Origin of the sequence: Klebsiella sp. CB_Kp196, assembly GCF_040061575.1 — a bacterium.
Taxonomy (GTDB): domain Bacteria; phylum Pseudomonadota; class Gammaproteobacteria; order Enterobacterales; family Enterobacteriaceae; genus Klebsiella; species Klebsiella michiganensis.
In genome coordinates this window covers 15192-27618 of the sequence record NZ_JBEAFH010000077.1, presented here as the reverse complement: position 1 = coordinate 27618, position 12427 = coordinate 15192, and the positions used below count along the sequence as shown (strand labels likewise).

The 12427-nt window shown below is 56.8% G+C and carries 13 protein-coding genes and 1 pseudogene; 4 read left to right on the top strand and 10 right to left on the bottom strand.

Annotation, left to right across the window (positions count from 1 at the left end; genetic code table 11):
• Positions 1-175: 175 nt before the first annotated feature.
• Positions 176-943 (bottom strand): phytanoyl-CoA dioxygenase family protein, encoded by a 768-nt coding sequence (locus ABLU87_RS26045; RefSeq protein ID WP_057174232.1) that lies wholly within the window; start codon positions 941-943, stop codon positions 176-178.
• A 252-nt stretch (positions 944-1195) separates the two neighbouring features.
• Here ABLU87_RS26045 and ABLU87_RS26040 point away from each other — a divergent pair, with 252 nt between their 5' ends.
• A complete protein-coding gene (locus tag ABLU87_RS26040; protein WP_049082348.1) occupies positions 1196-2029 on the top strand; it encodes an AraC family transcriptional regulator in 834 nt (277 codons plus the stop codon).
• Between the two features lies 1 nt (position 2030).
• On the opposite strand, the gene ABLU87_RS26035 is transcribed toward ABLU87_RS26040, so the two are convergent.
• The gene (locus ABLU87_RS26035; protein WP_025106240.1) at positions 2031-2933 is read right to left on the bottom strand and encodes a GGDEF domain-containing protein; all 903 of its coding nucleotides are present in this window, start codon (positions 2931-2933) and stop codon (positions 2031-2033) included.
• A 132-nt stretch (positions 2934-3065) separates the two neighbouring features.
• On the bottom strand, positions 3066-3380 hold the full coding sequence (locus tag ABLU87_RS26030) for a hypothetical protein (protein WP_047725087.1): 315 nt from the start codon (positions 3378-3380) through the stop codon (positions 3066-3068).
• 110 nt (positions 3381-3490) lie between these two features.
• Between ABLU87_RS26030 and ABLU87_RS26025 the strand changes: the two are divergent.
• Positions 3491-3634, top strand: a pseudogene (locus ABLU87_RS26025) (DUF2938 family protein); the annotation flags it as partial.
• Positions 3635-3704: 70 nt separating this feature from the next.
• Here ABLU87_RS26025 and ABLU87_RS26020 read toward each other — a convergent pair.
• A complete protein-coding gene (locus ABLU87_RS26020; RefSeq protein ID WP_025106234.1) occupies positions 3705-4019 on the bottom strand; it encodes a chorismate mutase in 315 nt (104 codons plus the stop codon).
• 76 nt (positions 4020-4095) lie between these two features.
• Positions 4096-4632 carry a LuxR C-terminal-related transcriptional regulator gene (locus ABLU87_RS26015; RefSeq protein ID WP_014228777.1) on the bottom strand — a complete coding sequence of 179 codons (537 nt, stop codon included), beginning with the start codon at positions 4630-4632 and terminating at the stop codon, positions 4096-4098.
• Positions 4633-5324: 692 nt separating this feature from the next.
• Here ABLU87_RS26015 and ABLU87_RS26010 point away from each other — a divergent pair.
• Together ABLU87_RS26010 and ABLU87_RS26005 are read left to right on the top strand one after the other, a co-directional pair.
• Complete coding sequence (locus ABLU87_RS26010) at positions 5325-6026, top strand: oligogalacturonate-specific porin KdgM family protein (RefSeq protein WP_014228776.1); 702 nt, start codon at positions 5325-5327, stop codon at positions 6024-6026.
• 68 nt (positions 6027-6094) lie between these two features.
• Positions 6095-7804: a pectate lyase gene (locus tag ABLU87_RS26005; protein WP_122117452.1), complete on the top strand. Its 1710-nt coding sequence runs from the start codon at positions 6095-6097 to the stop codon at positions 7802-7804.
• A gap of 64 nt (positions 7805-7868) precedes the next feature.
• Here ABLU87_RS26005 and hpxK read toward each other — a convergent pair whose 3' ends face one another.
• Genes hpxK through ABLU87_RS25980 form a run of 5 tightly spaced genes read right to left on the bottom strand, consistent with a single transcriptional unit; the run spans position 7869 to position 12422 of the window.
• Positions 7869-9131: an allantoate amidohydrolase gene (hpxK, locus tag ABLU87_RS26000; RefSeq protein ID WP_122117451.1), complete on the bottom strand. Its 1263-nt coding sequence runs from the start codon at positions 9129-9131 to the stop codon at positions 7869-7871.
• The gene (locus ABLU87_RS25995; protein WP_196942120.1) at positions 9128-10369 is read right to left on the bottom strand and encodes an alanine--glyoxylate aminotransferase family protein; all 1242 of its coding nucleotides are present in this window, start codon (positions 10367-10369) and stop codon (positions 9128-9130) included. The genes hpxK and ABLU87_RS25995 overlap by 4 nt, the downstream gene beginning before the upstream one ends.
• 10 nt (positions 10370-10379) lie before the next feature.
• Positions 10380-11120 carry an amino acid ABC transporter ATP-binding protein gene (locus tag ABLU87_RS25990; protein ID WP_014228772.1) on the bottom strand — a complete coding sequence of 247 codons (741 nt, stop codon included), beginning with the start codon at positions 11118-11120 and terminating at the stop codon, positions 10380-10382.
• Positions 11101-11757, bottom strand: coding sequence for an amino acid ABC transporter permease (locus ABLU87_RS25985; RefSeq protein WP_014228771.1), 657 nt, complete (start codon positions 11755-11757; stop codon positions 11101-11103). The genes ABLU87_RS25990 and ABLU87_RS25985 overlap by 20 nt, the downstream gene beginning before the upstream one ends.
• A complete protein-coding gene (locus ABLU87_RS25980; protein WP_014228770.1) occupies positions 11757-12422 on the bottom strand; it encodes an amino acid ABC transporter permease in 666 nt (221 codons plus the stop codon). Before ABLU87_RS25980 ends, ABLU87_RS25985 begins: the two co-directional genes overlap by 1 nt.
• Between the last annotated feature and the right edge of the window lie 5 nt (positions 12423-12427).

The window sequence follows — 12427 nt, the reverse complement described above, 5'->3', positions numbered from 1 at the left end:
CCGCTCAGACTTCCCCCGGTCGCGCTGCGCTTACCGGGGCTACAGGTTCACCGCCATTTGCCGTTTTGTAGCCCGGGCAAGGCGCTTGCGCCGCGGCCCGGGGAAATAGCACCGCGCCTGCTCAGACTTCCCCCGGTCGCGCTGCGCTTACCGGGGCTACAATTCCATGCGATTTTTACGCCACCCCCAGCAGCCATTTCTGCGCGGGCGTCAGGCGGCTGGCGGTTTCCGGCGTCAGCCAGCGCTGCTGATCCTGCTGCGCGGTATCCGCTCTGTCGATATATAAGCCGTGCAGCACGCGCCTTCTGCTGCCGACGCGGTTGCGCGTCCCGCCGTGCCAGGCGTGGGCGTTATAAATCATCACGCTGCCCGCCGGCGCGGCGAACACCACCTCATCAGGATGCGCCAGCTCCGGGTCATCCAGCACCGCTTCCGGCAGCTCCGGACGCAAATGGGTGCCGGGAATAATGCGCGGCGCGCCGTTTTCAGCGCTCAGATCATCGATAGCCCAGATGGTATTCACCAGATGCACTTTCGGAAAATCGTGACGCGGCTTTTTCCAGTCCGCATGCAGCGGCTGATGGCCGCCGTTGAACAACGCTTCCCGCGCGTTCAGGCTGGAGACTTTAAAATCCCCCTGAAAAACATGCCGACAGGCGGAGAGAATCAGCGGATGGGACCAGACCTTTTCCCAAATCGCGCCTTTGTTAATCAGGTTGGCGATGCGGGTTGCCGTCGCTTCCTGGTGGTGCTCGATCGCCAGATTATCGCCCTCTCTCTCGACGATGGCGTCGATAAGCGCGCGCATCGCCGCCAGCCACTCCGCGTCCGCCACGTTATGCACGACGGTGTAGCCCAGGGTATCCAGCTCCTGTTTCATTGCCGGGCTCAGCGCAACGTTCGCCCCCAGCGCATCCAGATAAACCGCAGATTGTTGTTCCATATTTATATTCCTTAACTTATCGATAACACAAAACAAACTCTAATCGGCGGCGGGCGGGAATACATGAGGGCAAAACTACGAAAAACTGGACGAGCGTACGCGGCAGGGAAAAGTGTGATGGCCATCAAAATCCAGCTTTTTCCCCCTTCCTGCAGGGCAATCATTAGCCAAGCCGCCTGACACAGAACAAGCCTGTGCAGATAAAATAGATTATAATCAACAGGATAATTGCTCTCTTCTAAGGCATACGGAATGATTGACGATCTGGCGGATATTTTAAATCGTTTAGTAAATCAGAAAGATAATCTGCACGTCAGGTTCCCCGACCCGGATATCTCCGAGCCCGAGCTGGCGTTTAAGGTGCCCTTCCCACGGCTGGAAATTGTGCTTGAGGGTGAGCTTAAGGAGAGCGGGCTGCCGCTGTCGGAGACAATGCTCTCCGCCTCGCAGGTGCTCTACGTTCAGGCGGGTAAATGGACGCTGCCGGAATGGACCGCGCCGGCGTCGACGTTAAGCATTCTGTTTGGTCGCCAGAAGCTCGGGTTTTGCGTTCAGCACTGGGACGGCAAGCAGCTGCGCACGGAAAAGCAGAACGTCGCCCGCCTCGGACCGCGCGTGGGCTCCTACCTGCTGCTGTCGCTCAATGAAATCTGCCTGCAGCCGGACCCGGTAACCGCCAGGCTGGTGGTCGCGGCCCTGTTGAGCCACTGCCTTGAGCAGCTGGTCGGGCTGGAGATGCGCGTCAGCCGCAGCCGCGATCTGTTTCTGGCGGTACAGGATTATCTCGAAGAGCATCTCACCCAGCCGCTGACCCGCGAGTCGGTAGCGAAGCGTTTTCATATTACGCCCAACTACCTGTCGCATATATTTCAGAAATCCGGCTCCGTCGGTTTTAATGAGTTTCTCACCAGCGTCCGCCTGGAAAAGGCGAAAAAGATGCTGCGCGGCTACGACCTCAAGGTCAAAGAGATCGCCCACAACTGCGGTTTTGTCGACAGCAACTATTTCTGCCGGGTGTTTAAACGCTACACCGAGCGCTCGCCTTCCGAATATCGTCGCCACTGCCGCAGCGCGCAGCAGGGATAGTTCACGCGGCCCATTCAACCCGTCCGCGGCCGTTATTTTTCGCCTTATAGAGCGCGTCATCGACCTTTTTAATAAACAGGTTCTGCGGCTCGTCTTTATGGCGCAGACCGACGCCAATGCTGATCGACAGCGGGTTATCGTGGTTGATCAAGATCGCGCGGGCGTTTTGCAAAATCGACTGCGCCAGTTCATCCACTTCCTGCGCCGACAGGCCATCGACAATAATGGCAAACTCTTCTCCGCCAATCCTCGAAGGCAACACCTTATCGCTGGTAAGCTTCGCCAGCTGTTTGCCAAGGGCAAACAGCACTTCGTCCCCCACCAGATGTCCCCAGGTGTCATTAATTTTCTTGAAGTAGTCGATATCCACAATCATCAGCGCCAGCCTGCGCCCCTCCTTCTCGCGGATGGTGTCGATAAAAAAGCGACGGTTGGGCAGCTGGGTCAGCTCATCCTTGAGCGATTGCGAACGCGCGTCGACGTACAGGAGATTGATGCGCTCAATAATTTTGTAGACCCCGACCGCGCTCAGCAGCATGCCGGACAGGCGCAGCAGATCTTCGCAGTAGTACCCCATCCAGCGCGGCTGGTGGAATATTTCGTCCATCAGATCGAAAGTGCCCCCGGCAATCCACAGCAGCAGGCCGTAGCGTACCCAGTTAACCGCCACGTGGTTCATCCGCACCTTGGTCGAACTCCAGAGCATAAACAGCAGAAATAGCAGCGCCAGCAGATCGATATACATCCCTGGATTGGTCAAAATTTCGCGCCACGGCCCCAGCGGCGGCGAGACGAACGCGCACAGGCTCGATACGACGACGATCGCCAGCATTGCCGGAAGAATATGCGTTCGAGAGATAGAGGAAGAGGGTTGAATATGGATGTTTTTTTCGCGTTCGGGCATGGTCAGGTCTCATTACAGCGCGGCTTGCCGGGTTTTTAGCATAACAGCGCAGAGCGTTTGCGCGAACTGTAAAGGTGCGATGCCGGGCGACGGGCGCGGATTTCCTGGTCCGCCGCAGACTCAGCCTCAAGGCTATCTCGAACTATCAGCTTCAACGTTAACGCTGACGTTCAGTCTCTTCGCCTCCATGGTTATTATCTTCCGGGCAAGGGCCCTGTCGCCGCCGTGCACCCGATCTATCAGCGTCTGGACGATTGTCATCATAAGAAAGTGCTGATTAGCCGGACAGAAATCGGTCATATCAATCCCGCAATCCGCCAGCTGCTGGTGCGCATCGCGCTCTGTCTGCTCAATGGTTTCAATCACTTTCTCTTTCATATGCTCGATACGCGCAAAAACCACGCGATTAATGATTTCGATTTGCTCAGGCGTAAAATTTTTTTCCATCATTATGCTCTCGTCAAAGTATAAGGTTCTTAATTAGCTGACCAGCCTCAGCTCTCTCGCCACAATCCTTTTAAACTCTTCACAATGCCTATGCTCCGGCTGCGTGCAGCGTACTTCAGCCCGCATTGGGCTTCGGCATTGCGGCGTCGCAAACACCTCGCCCGTGGCTGGCTCGCTTGCTAAGCGTGCTCACACATCTGGCCTGGGGATTCGGGCTCTATATCGCGGCACTGGCTATCAGAGCGTGGGGATAATAGCTTAGCAGCCCGTCGGGGGTCAGAATGAGGCTAACTGACCCTTCACGCCAGGAGAATATCGTGTGGGTCACTCACCCAACACACCGTTACTTTTTTGCCGCTGTAGCTGATTATGTTTCTCAAGCTCATATTCAATGAATGCATCTATCATGGACCGATACACTTTCTCAATAATCACTTCGGGTAACCCTGCGGCAGCCGCCTTTTCGCGAACCCGATCAATAACCTGCTGCACGCGCGCGGGAGCACGAACGGCGGAGTGGTCAGTTTTGAATGCGGCAGCGGCTTTAACGCACTCAGCACGTTGAGCAATCAGGCTAACCAGTTCGCTATCAATCGAATCGATCTGGCTTCTGACATCGGCAAGGGTGGAAAACGTCATCACTTTGAACCTTTAAACTAGTACAATGGCTCAGAATAATATCTCAAATTTCGCCAGATTCCAGCCCTGCGTTTATTCAGAAAGCGCTGGTACGCATAGCCGCATAGAGGGAGCAGAGCTCCTGCAGGCTTTTGGTTCCCATGCGCTTCATCAGCCGGGTACGCTGGACGCTGACCGTGGACGGGCTGACCCCGCGGATACGGGCAATATCATCCAGAGAATGGCCGCGTAAACTGAGCCTCATGATCTGTTGCTCGGCATGGGTAAAATTAAACGTATCGGGCAGATAAGCAACGCTCTGGTTCTGGGCCGATAACAGGCCCATCACTTTTAACGCCTGACGCAGCTCTTCGACCGTCAACCTCTCTGACAAACAGAGCTTTAACAGGCCCGGAAACAGCCGGTTGATGGTCTCAAAATGGCGCTCAGAGGTGATGAAGATGGCGTAGTGCTCCGGCGGATGGCGAAAGAACAAAGCATATATCTCCTGGATATCCATCCCGCAGGTGACATACACGCAGTTGCTTAACCCGGCATCCGCGCCATCGCTCAGCTCCTGCACTATATTCTCAACGCCAGAAATAAATACACGATCCTTTCCATGAATAGTCATCTTGAAGTCCCGAGGTTACCGTCTTTTATTATCCTTCCATATGGATGCTTTTCTGAGAGTGTTATGTCGTCAGTCTGGCAGATCAATACCGCCCTCTTTTCCGTTTAGCTTTCGTTTAGCTTAAAGGGATTGGCAGTACTGGCTTCGGTTTAACCATTGAAACCATCGAACTATTTTTAAGTTTTAACAAACTGAGCGCTTAAAAATATAGGAATAAGATTACCGTCAATTCACAAAAAATCCTTATATTCGCAAATAAAAACGCAAAATAAACCCAAAGAAACCACTCAACCAGCTGATTTAAAAGAATAATTAATTATTAGGATTATCTTTATAAATGACATAAAAAATATTTACCCTCTATTTTTAATATTCAGATCTCGATCTCAAAACACCATTTCATTTTGTGTAAAAGTAATTTTCAATAAAATTACAGACAGTACTAATTAGTCATCACCAGGGAATAAAGAATAATGTGTGGTGAATCCCCCTAAGCGGCGGGGTCATGCTGAATTGAGGAATGCCCTCATCGACGTTTCGTTTTTATAGACGAATCAGGAAGTCAGCGCCTGATTCACCGGGAGGCACCCGGCACCACACTACCATCTAATAATTTCATTTGTATCGTTCTGCCTGCTTTACGGCAGGTAATTTCTTGTACCTTTGGAAAATAAAAAAAGTAGAGGCACCCTATGTTTCGTTCCTTATTATTAGTCACGATCCCTTTTATCAGTATTGCTGCCCACGCGGTGACATTTGATTATCGTCATGAAACCAATGACAAAGCCGGCAATAATCATAAAGACAGACTGCTGATGTCTCACCGTTTTGCCAATGGCTTTGGCCTGTCGCTGGAAGGGAAATGGAAAGGTTCGCAGGATAAAAATAAAGCCTATGATGAAACCGTGAGTAACGGCACCGAAGTGGTGGCGAGCTATGTGCATAAAATAAATAAAACCTTCCAGATTGAGCCCGGCTTCTCTCTGGATACCAGTTCGTCCTCAAACAACTATCGTCCCTACCTGCGCGGTAAAGCGAATCTGACCGACGATGTCAGCGCCTCATTGCGCTACCGACCTTACTACAAGCGCAATTCAGGCAATATCGGCACGTCTAAAGACACCTCGGAGAACGGCTATAATCTGACCAGCGTTCTTTCCTGGAAATTCCTCAAAGATTATCAGCTCGATTATGAACTGGACTATAAAAAAGCCAACTCCGCGGGGGTTATTTTAGCGGATAACGAAAGCTATGACTGGACCCATGATTTTAAGCTAACCTATAAATTTGATAAAAACTGGTCTCCTTATATGGCCATCGGCAACGTTTCCGGCAGTAAAACCACCGATGAACGCCAAACGCGTTATCGCGTTGGTGTGAAATACTCCTTCTGATAACTTCCTGTCAGCCAGATAATAAATAAGGGTTTTATTAAACCCTTATTTTCATTAAGAGGATAATAATGAAGATTGCAAAAATCACCCTGGCATTGGGCGCTCTGAGTCTCTTCTCACTGAGTGCTGGCGCCCAGGAGAACGCGCGCCTGAGCAGCGTAAAGCAGTTCGCTGACGTCGTGCTGGATAAAGCGGGAGATCGGTACGGCCATCACTCTCCTCTGCTGGCCAATGGCGTGGATCCTCGCACCGGCAAGCAAATGGAATGGGTCTTTCCGGACGGTAAAGTGACCGTGCTGTCGAACTTCTCGGCCCAGCAAAACTTGATGCGGGTGCTGGTAGGGTTAAGCAACCTGACCGGCGAAGCAAAGTATAAGCAGCGGGTCGCGGAGAATATTCGCTACTACTTTGACCACTATCAGGACGCCAGCGGGCTACTGCTGTGGGGAGGCCATCGCTTTGTTGATTTGAAAACGCTGCAGCCTCAAGGCCCGAGCGAAAAGGAGATGGTCCATGAACTTAAGAACGCGTATCCCTATTACGACATGATGTTTGCCGTCGATGACAAGGCCACCGCGCGCTTTATCAAGGCTTTCTGGAACGCTCATGTTTACGACTGGAAAACGCTGGAAACCAGCCGTCACGGGGAGTACGGCAAAGCGATGGGCGCGCTCTGGCAAAGTGATTTTGTCCAACAGCCGCCTTTTTTCGCCACCAAGGGCCTGAGCTTTCTCAATGCCGGCAACGACCTTATCTACTCCGCATCGCTGCTCTATCAATACGATGGTGACGCTGGCGCGCTGACGTGGGCGAAGCGTCTGGCCGAACAGTACGTTCTGCCGCGAGATAAGAAGACCGGGCTGGGCGTCTACCAGTTTACCCAACCGCTAAAACGCGCCGACACCACCGATGACAGCGACACGCATTCGAAATACGGCGACCGCGCGCAGCGTCAGTTTGGCCCCGAACTGGGCCCGGACGCGCTGGAGGGCAATATGCTGCTGAAGGGCCGGACCAGCACGCTCTACTCAGAAAATGCGCTGATGCAGCTTGCCCTGGCAAAATCGCTCGGCAAAGACGGTGACGATCTCAAAAAATGGACCCTTGATGGCCTCAAGGCCTTCGCGACCTACGCTTACGATGAGCAGAACAATACCTTCCGCCCGATGCTGGCCAACGGTACGGATCTCTCCGGCTATGCGTTAAAACGCGATGGCTATTATGGGAAAAAAGGCACGGTGCTCAAAGCCTATCCGGCGGGAAATGAATTTCTTCTCTCCTACGCCCGCGCCTGGACGCTTGAACCGGATCGTGCCATCTGGAAAGTCGCCCGCGGCATCGCGAAAGGCCAGGGTTTAGGCGATATCGGTGAACCCGGCGGCGCAAGCCGCAGGCTGAATAGCCAAACGGAAAACCATCAGCCGTATGCGATTTTCGCGCTTATCGACCTGTGGCAGGCCACCGGGCAGCAGGACTATTTGACGCTGGCGGATCGCATCGGCGCAAACATCATCAACAAGCAGCGCCTCAACGGCTTTTTTGTCGATGATCCTGAGGCCGAATATGCCAGTATCGATAGTATTGCCCCCTATGCGCTTCTCGCCCTGGAAGCCGCCTTCCGCAACACGCCGGACGCGGTGGCGCCGTTCCTGAACGGCGCGGGATTCACCGAGGGTGCTTATCGGCTGGCTGACGGGACGGTTCGCTACTCCACCCGAGATGACGAGCTGTTCAGGCTCAGACCCGGCGAACAGCTCAAACCGAACGGCAAAAGATAAAACAGGCCCCCACCGTGGTGGGGGTTGCGCTATGCCCGGTTTACCTGAAGCGAAACGATAGCCGCTACTTCCCGGCATCCAGCGCCGACACCGCGCGTGAATAGGCCGCTATCGCCAGCGCCACATCGTCGGCGGTGACCGACTCGGCGGGATGATGGCTGATGCCGCCTTTGCAGCGCACAAATAGCATCGCTGACGGCCAGCGTTCGGCCATGGCGATGGCATCATGCCCGGCGCCGCTCGGCAGCGTCAGCGAACGCCCCTGCACCGCCTGCACCGCCTCGCTCAGTACCTGCTGCAATCCGCTATCGCAGGCGGTGGCGGCAATACGGTAAAACTCTTCGGCGCTGAACCGCAGCTGGCGACGAGAAGCAATGGCCTGCGCCTCATTCAGCAACGTATCCAGCAGCGCATCCAGCGGCTGGTCGTGCGGCCCGCGAATATCCAGGGTCAGCGTAACGTCGCCGGGTATCACGTTAACCGCGCCGGGCGCGCAGCGCAGCGTACCCACCGTGGCGACCCGGTTTCCGCCCTGCTCGCGGGTCAGAATCTCTACCCGCACCATCCACTCGGCGGCGGCGGCCAGCGCATCTTTCCGATGACTCATCGGCACGGTCCCGGCGTGCCCCGCCTCGCCGGTAAAGCGGCAGTTCAGGCGACGCGCGCCGTTGATCGCCTCGACCACCCCCAGCGCCAGCCCTTCCTGCTCGAGGCACGGCCCCTGCTCGATATGCAGTTCCAGGTAGGCGGCAATCTCCTCCGGGCGGCGGGCGGCAAGATGAATGCGCGCCGGATCCAGCCCCGCCAGCACCATCGCCTGCGCCACGCTGACGCCGTCGGCATCGGTCTGCGCCAGCCAGCTCTCGGGCCAGGTACCGGTTATCCCGCGGCTGCCGAGCAGCGTAATACCAAAGCGCGTCCCCTCTTCATCGCAAAAGCCGACAATCTCAATGGCCTGTTTCAGCCTCCGCCCCTGTTGATGCAGACCGTGCACCACTTCGATCGCCGCCAGGACGCCGAGCATCCCGTCGTAGCGCCCGGCGTTGCGCACCGTATCAAGGTGCGACCCCAGCAGGATGGCGGGCGCTCCCTCCTGCTCTCCCTCGTAGCGGCCGCAAATATTGCCGACGCTGTCCTGCCAGACGGTCATTCCGGCCTGGGTCATCCACCGCGCCGCCCGCTGGTTGGCCTCGAGATGCTGTGGGGAGAGATAAACCCGGGTCAGGGCATCCGGCGTTTCGCTGATCGCGGCCAGCTCATCGGCGCGGGCCATCACCCGCGCCGCGGCCTGCTGCATTTCCGCCTGCTGGCGTTGTGCTGGACTCATTGGGCGCTCTCGCTGCGATAGTGATCCCACGCGGCCTGCATCGCCGCGCCCTGAGTGGTGGGGAATTTGAGAAAGTTCAGCACCGACTCCAGCGCGCTGAGCGTGGTCATCACGCAGTCTTTACGCGCGTTGTACCCCATGGTGCCGATCCGCCACACTTTGCCGTGCAGCGGGCCGAACGAGGTACCGATTTCAATACCGAAATCTTCCAGCATCAGCTTGCGCGCCTGGTCGCCGTTGATACCCTGCGGGATAACGACGCCCAGCACGTTGTTCATCTTATGTTTCAGGTCGCCGAAGGTCTCCAGCCCCATCGCCTGAATGCCTTTGGCCAGCGCGTCGCCGTGCAGCTTATGGCGGGCAATGCCGTTATCCAGCCCCTCCTGGAGGATCAGCCGTGCGCATTCGCGGGCGCCGAACAGCGCGGTAGTGGCCTCGGTATGATGGTTAAGGCGCTCCGGCCCCCAGTAGTCCATCACCATGCCGAGGTCGAAATAGTTGGAGTAGATCATCTCCTCGTCGCCGTCGCGGTGGGCATCGGTGCGAATCCCCTCTTCCACGCATTTGCGGCGGCGAATCGCCTCTTCCATGCGCGCGCTGAGGGTAATCGGCGAGGTGCCGGACGGGCCGCCAAGGCATTTTTGCATCCCAGCCGAGACCGCATCCAGCCCCCAGGCGTCGGTTTCCAGCGGGTTACCGCCCAGCGAAGCGGTGGCGTCGGTGTAAAACAGTACATCATAGCGGCGGCAGATATCCCCCAGCTCCGCCAGCGGCTGCAGCATCGTGGTGGAGGTGTCGCCCTGCACCGTCAGCAGCAGGCGCGGACGAATACGTTTGATGGCATCCTCCACCTGGTCCGGGGTAAACACCTCACCCCAGGGCACTTCAATGGTGTGCACTTCCGCCCGGCAGCGGCGGGCGATTTCGCACAGCAGATGGCCGAAGCGGCCAAACACCGGCACCAGCACCTTGTCCCCCGGCCGAATAGCCGAAACCAGGATCGCCTCAATCCCGGCCCTTGAGGTTCCGTCCACCAGCATCGTCCAGCGGTTTTCGGTACGAAATACGCCGCGGTACAGCGCCATCACTTCGTTCATATAGTGGGTCATCGCCGGGTCGTACTGGCCGATCAGCTGGCTCGACATGGCGCGCAGCACGCGCGGGTCGGCGTTAATCGGGCCGGGCCCCATCAGCAGGCGCGACGGCGGATTGAGTTGCGGAAACTGAGTGATATCCATCTTTAAGTCCTTATTGATTGAGGCCGCGCACGGAGGAAATAAACTGCTTCAGTTCGCTGGTCTGCGGGTTGGCGAACAGCGTTTTGCTGTCGCCCTGCTCCCAGACCCTTCCCTGATGCATAAACACGACGCGGTCGCCCACTTCGCGGGCAAAATTCATTTCATGGGTCACGAGAATCAGCGTCATGCCCTCCGCCGCCAGCTGCTCCAGCACCTTAAGCACTTCGCCAACCAGCTCCGGATCCAGCGCCGAGGTGATCTCGTCACAGAGTAAAACTTTTGGCGACATCGCCAGCGCACGGGCAATCGCCACGCGCTGCTGCTGGCCGCCGGAGAGACTCGACGGGTAGTAATCGAGCCGGTCGCCCAATCCGACCTTTTCCAGCATCCGCTGGGCCAGTTCACGGCACTCGGCGGCGCTCTTCTTCAGCACCCGACGCGGCGCCAGCATCACGTTTTCCAGCGCCGTCATATGCGGAAACAGGTTAAAACTCTGGAACACCATGCCGATAGAGCGGCTGATCTCCCGCGCCTGCGAGTCGCGGTCGGTAATGGTCATCCCGCCGAGCTTAATGCTGCCTTCCTGATAGCCTTCCAGGCCGTTGATGCAGCGCAGCAGCGTGCTTTTGCCCGACCCGCTGCGGCCGATAATCGAGATCACTTCGCCCATATCGATATCCAGATCGACGCCCTTGAGCACGTGGTTATCGCCGTAGTACTTCTGCATCTGATTAATGGTGATGAGAGGCATTGAATTTGTTCTCCAGATGACGGCTGTAGCGGGACAGCGGGTAACACAGAATGAAATAGCCCAGCGCCACCAGCGCAAAGACTTTAAACGGCTGATACGTCACGTTGGTCAGCATTGTTCCCGCTTTGGTCAGCTCGACGAAGCCGATAATCGACGCCAGCGCGGTACCCTTGATCACCTGCACGGCAAACCCCACCGTCGGGGCGATGGCGATCCGCAGCGCCTGCGGGGCGACGACCCGATACAGCGTCTGGCCAAAGCTCAGCCCCAGACAGCGCGAGGCTTCCCACTGCCCTTTTGGCAGGGCGCGGATGCTGCCAAACCAGATATCGAGCAAAAAGGCGCTGGTATACAGCGTCAGCGCCAGCGACGCCGCGGTCCACGCCGAAACGTCGATGCCGAACAGCGCCACGCCGAAAAAGGCGAGAAACAGCTGCATCAGCAGCGGCGTCCCCTGAAACAGTTCGACATAGCCGCGGATCAGGCGTTTTACCTGACGCCCGCCGGTCATGCGCAGCAGCAGGAGCGGCAGCGTGACCAGCGCGCCGCCGAGAAACGCCACCAGCGACAGCAGCACCGTCCAGCGCCCGGCCAGCAGCAGATTGCGGACAATGTCCCAATCGGTAAAGGTGGTCATCATGCCTGCACCCCCAGCCATTTACGTCCCGCCGCCATCAGCAGCTGACGCATCGTTATCGACAGCGCTAAATAAATCCCCGTCGTCACCAGATAGACCTCAAAACTGAGGAAGGTGCGCGACTGAATCAGGTTAGCGGCAAAGGTCAGCTCTTCATAAGAGACCTGCGACACCACCGATGAACCGAGCATGACGATGATGCACTGGCTCACCAGCGCCGGATAAATGCGCTGCAGCGCGGGGGGCAGAATGACCTGAATAAAGGTCTGCGTCCGGGTCAGCCCCAGTACGCGCCCCGCTTCCCACTGACCTTTCGGCGTCACCTGAATCCCGGCGCGCACGATCTCGGTACTGTAGGCCCCAAGATTGACCACCATCGCCAGCAGCGCGGCCTCGCCCGCCGTCATCTTCAGCCCCAGATTCGGTAAGCCGAAGACGATAAAAAACAGCTGTACCACAAACGGCGTGTTGCGAATCAGTTCGACATACCCGCCCCAAATCCGGCTGAACCACGTGGGTCGCCCGCTGCGGATGGCGGCGCCGAAGATGCCAATCGTCAGGCCACCTATCGTCGCCAGCACCGTCAGCTGAATGGTCACCCACAGCCCCGCCAGCAGCTCCGGCCAGTGCGGCCAGAGCGCAGAAAAATGAAGTTGCTCCGTCATGCCCG

Coding starts and splice junctions, on each gene's coding strand:
- ABLU87_RS26045 (WP_057174232.1), bottom strand. CDS start 943: ATGGAACAACAATCTGCGGTTTATCTGGATGCGCTGGGGGCGAACGTT.
- ABLU87_RS26040 (WP_049082348.1), top strand. CDS start 1,196: ATGATTGACGATCTGGCGGATATTTTAAATCGTTTAGTAAATCAGAAA.
- ABLU87_RS26035 (WP_025106240.1), bottom strand. CDS start 2,933: ATGCCCGAACGCGAAAAAAACATCCATATTCAACCCTCTTCCTCTATC.
- ABLU87_RS26030 (WP_047725087.1), bottom strand. CDS start 3,380: ATGGAAAAAAATTTTACGCCTGAGCAAATCGAAATCATTAATCGCGTG.
- ABLU87_RS26020 (WP_025106234.1), bottom strand. CDS start 4,019: ATGACGTTTTCCACCCTTGCCGATGTCAGAAGCCAGATCGATTCGATT.
- ABLU87_RS26015 (WP_014228777.1), bottom strand. CDS start 4,632: ATGACTATTCATGGAAAGGATCGTGTATTTATTTCTGGCGTTGAGAAT.
- ABLU87_RS26010 (WP_014228776.1), top strand. CDS start 5,325: ATGTTTCGTTCCTTATTATTAGTCACGATCCCTTTTATCAGTATTGCT.
- ABLU87_RS26005 (WP_122117452.1), top strand. CDS start 6,095: ATGAAGATTGCAAAAATCACCCTGGCATTGGGCGCTCTGAGTCTCTTC.
- hpxK (WP_122117451.1), bottom strand. CDS start 9,131: ATGAGTCCAGCACAACGCCAGCAGGCGGAAATGCAGCAGGCCGCGGCG.
- ABLU87_RS25995 (WP_196942120.1), bottom strand. CDS start 10,369: ATGGATATCACTCAGTTTCCGCAACTCAATCCGCCGTCGCGCCTGCTG.
- ABLU87_RS25990 (WP_014228772.1), bottom strand. CDS start 11,120: ATGCCTCTCATCACCATTAATCAGATGCAGAAGTACTACGGCGATAAC.
- ABLU87_RS25985 (WP_014228771.1), bottom strand. CDS start 11,757: ATGACCACCTTTACCGATTGGGACATTGTCCGCAATCTGCTGCTGGCC.
- ABLU87_RS25980 (WP_014228770.1), bottom strand. CDS start 12,422: ATGACGGAGCAACTTCATTTTTCTGCGCTCTGGCCGCACTGGCCGGAG.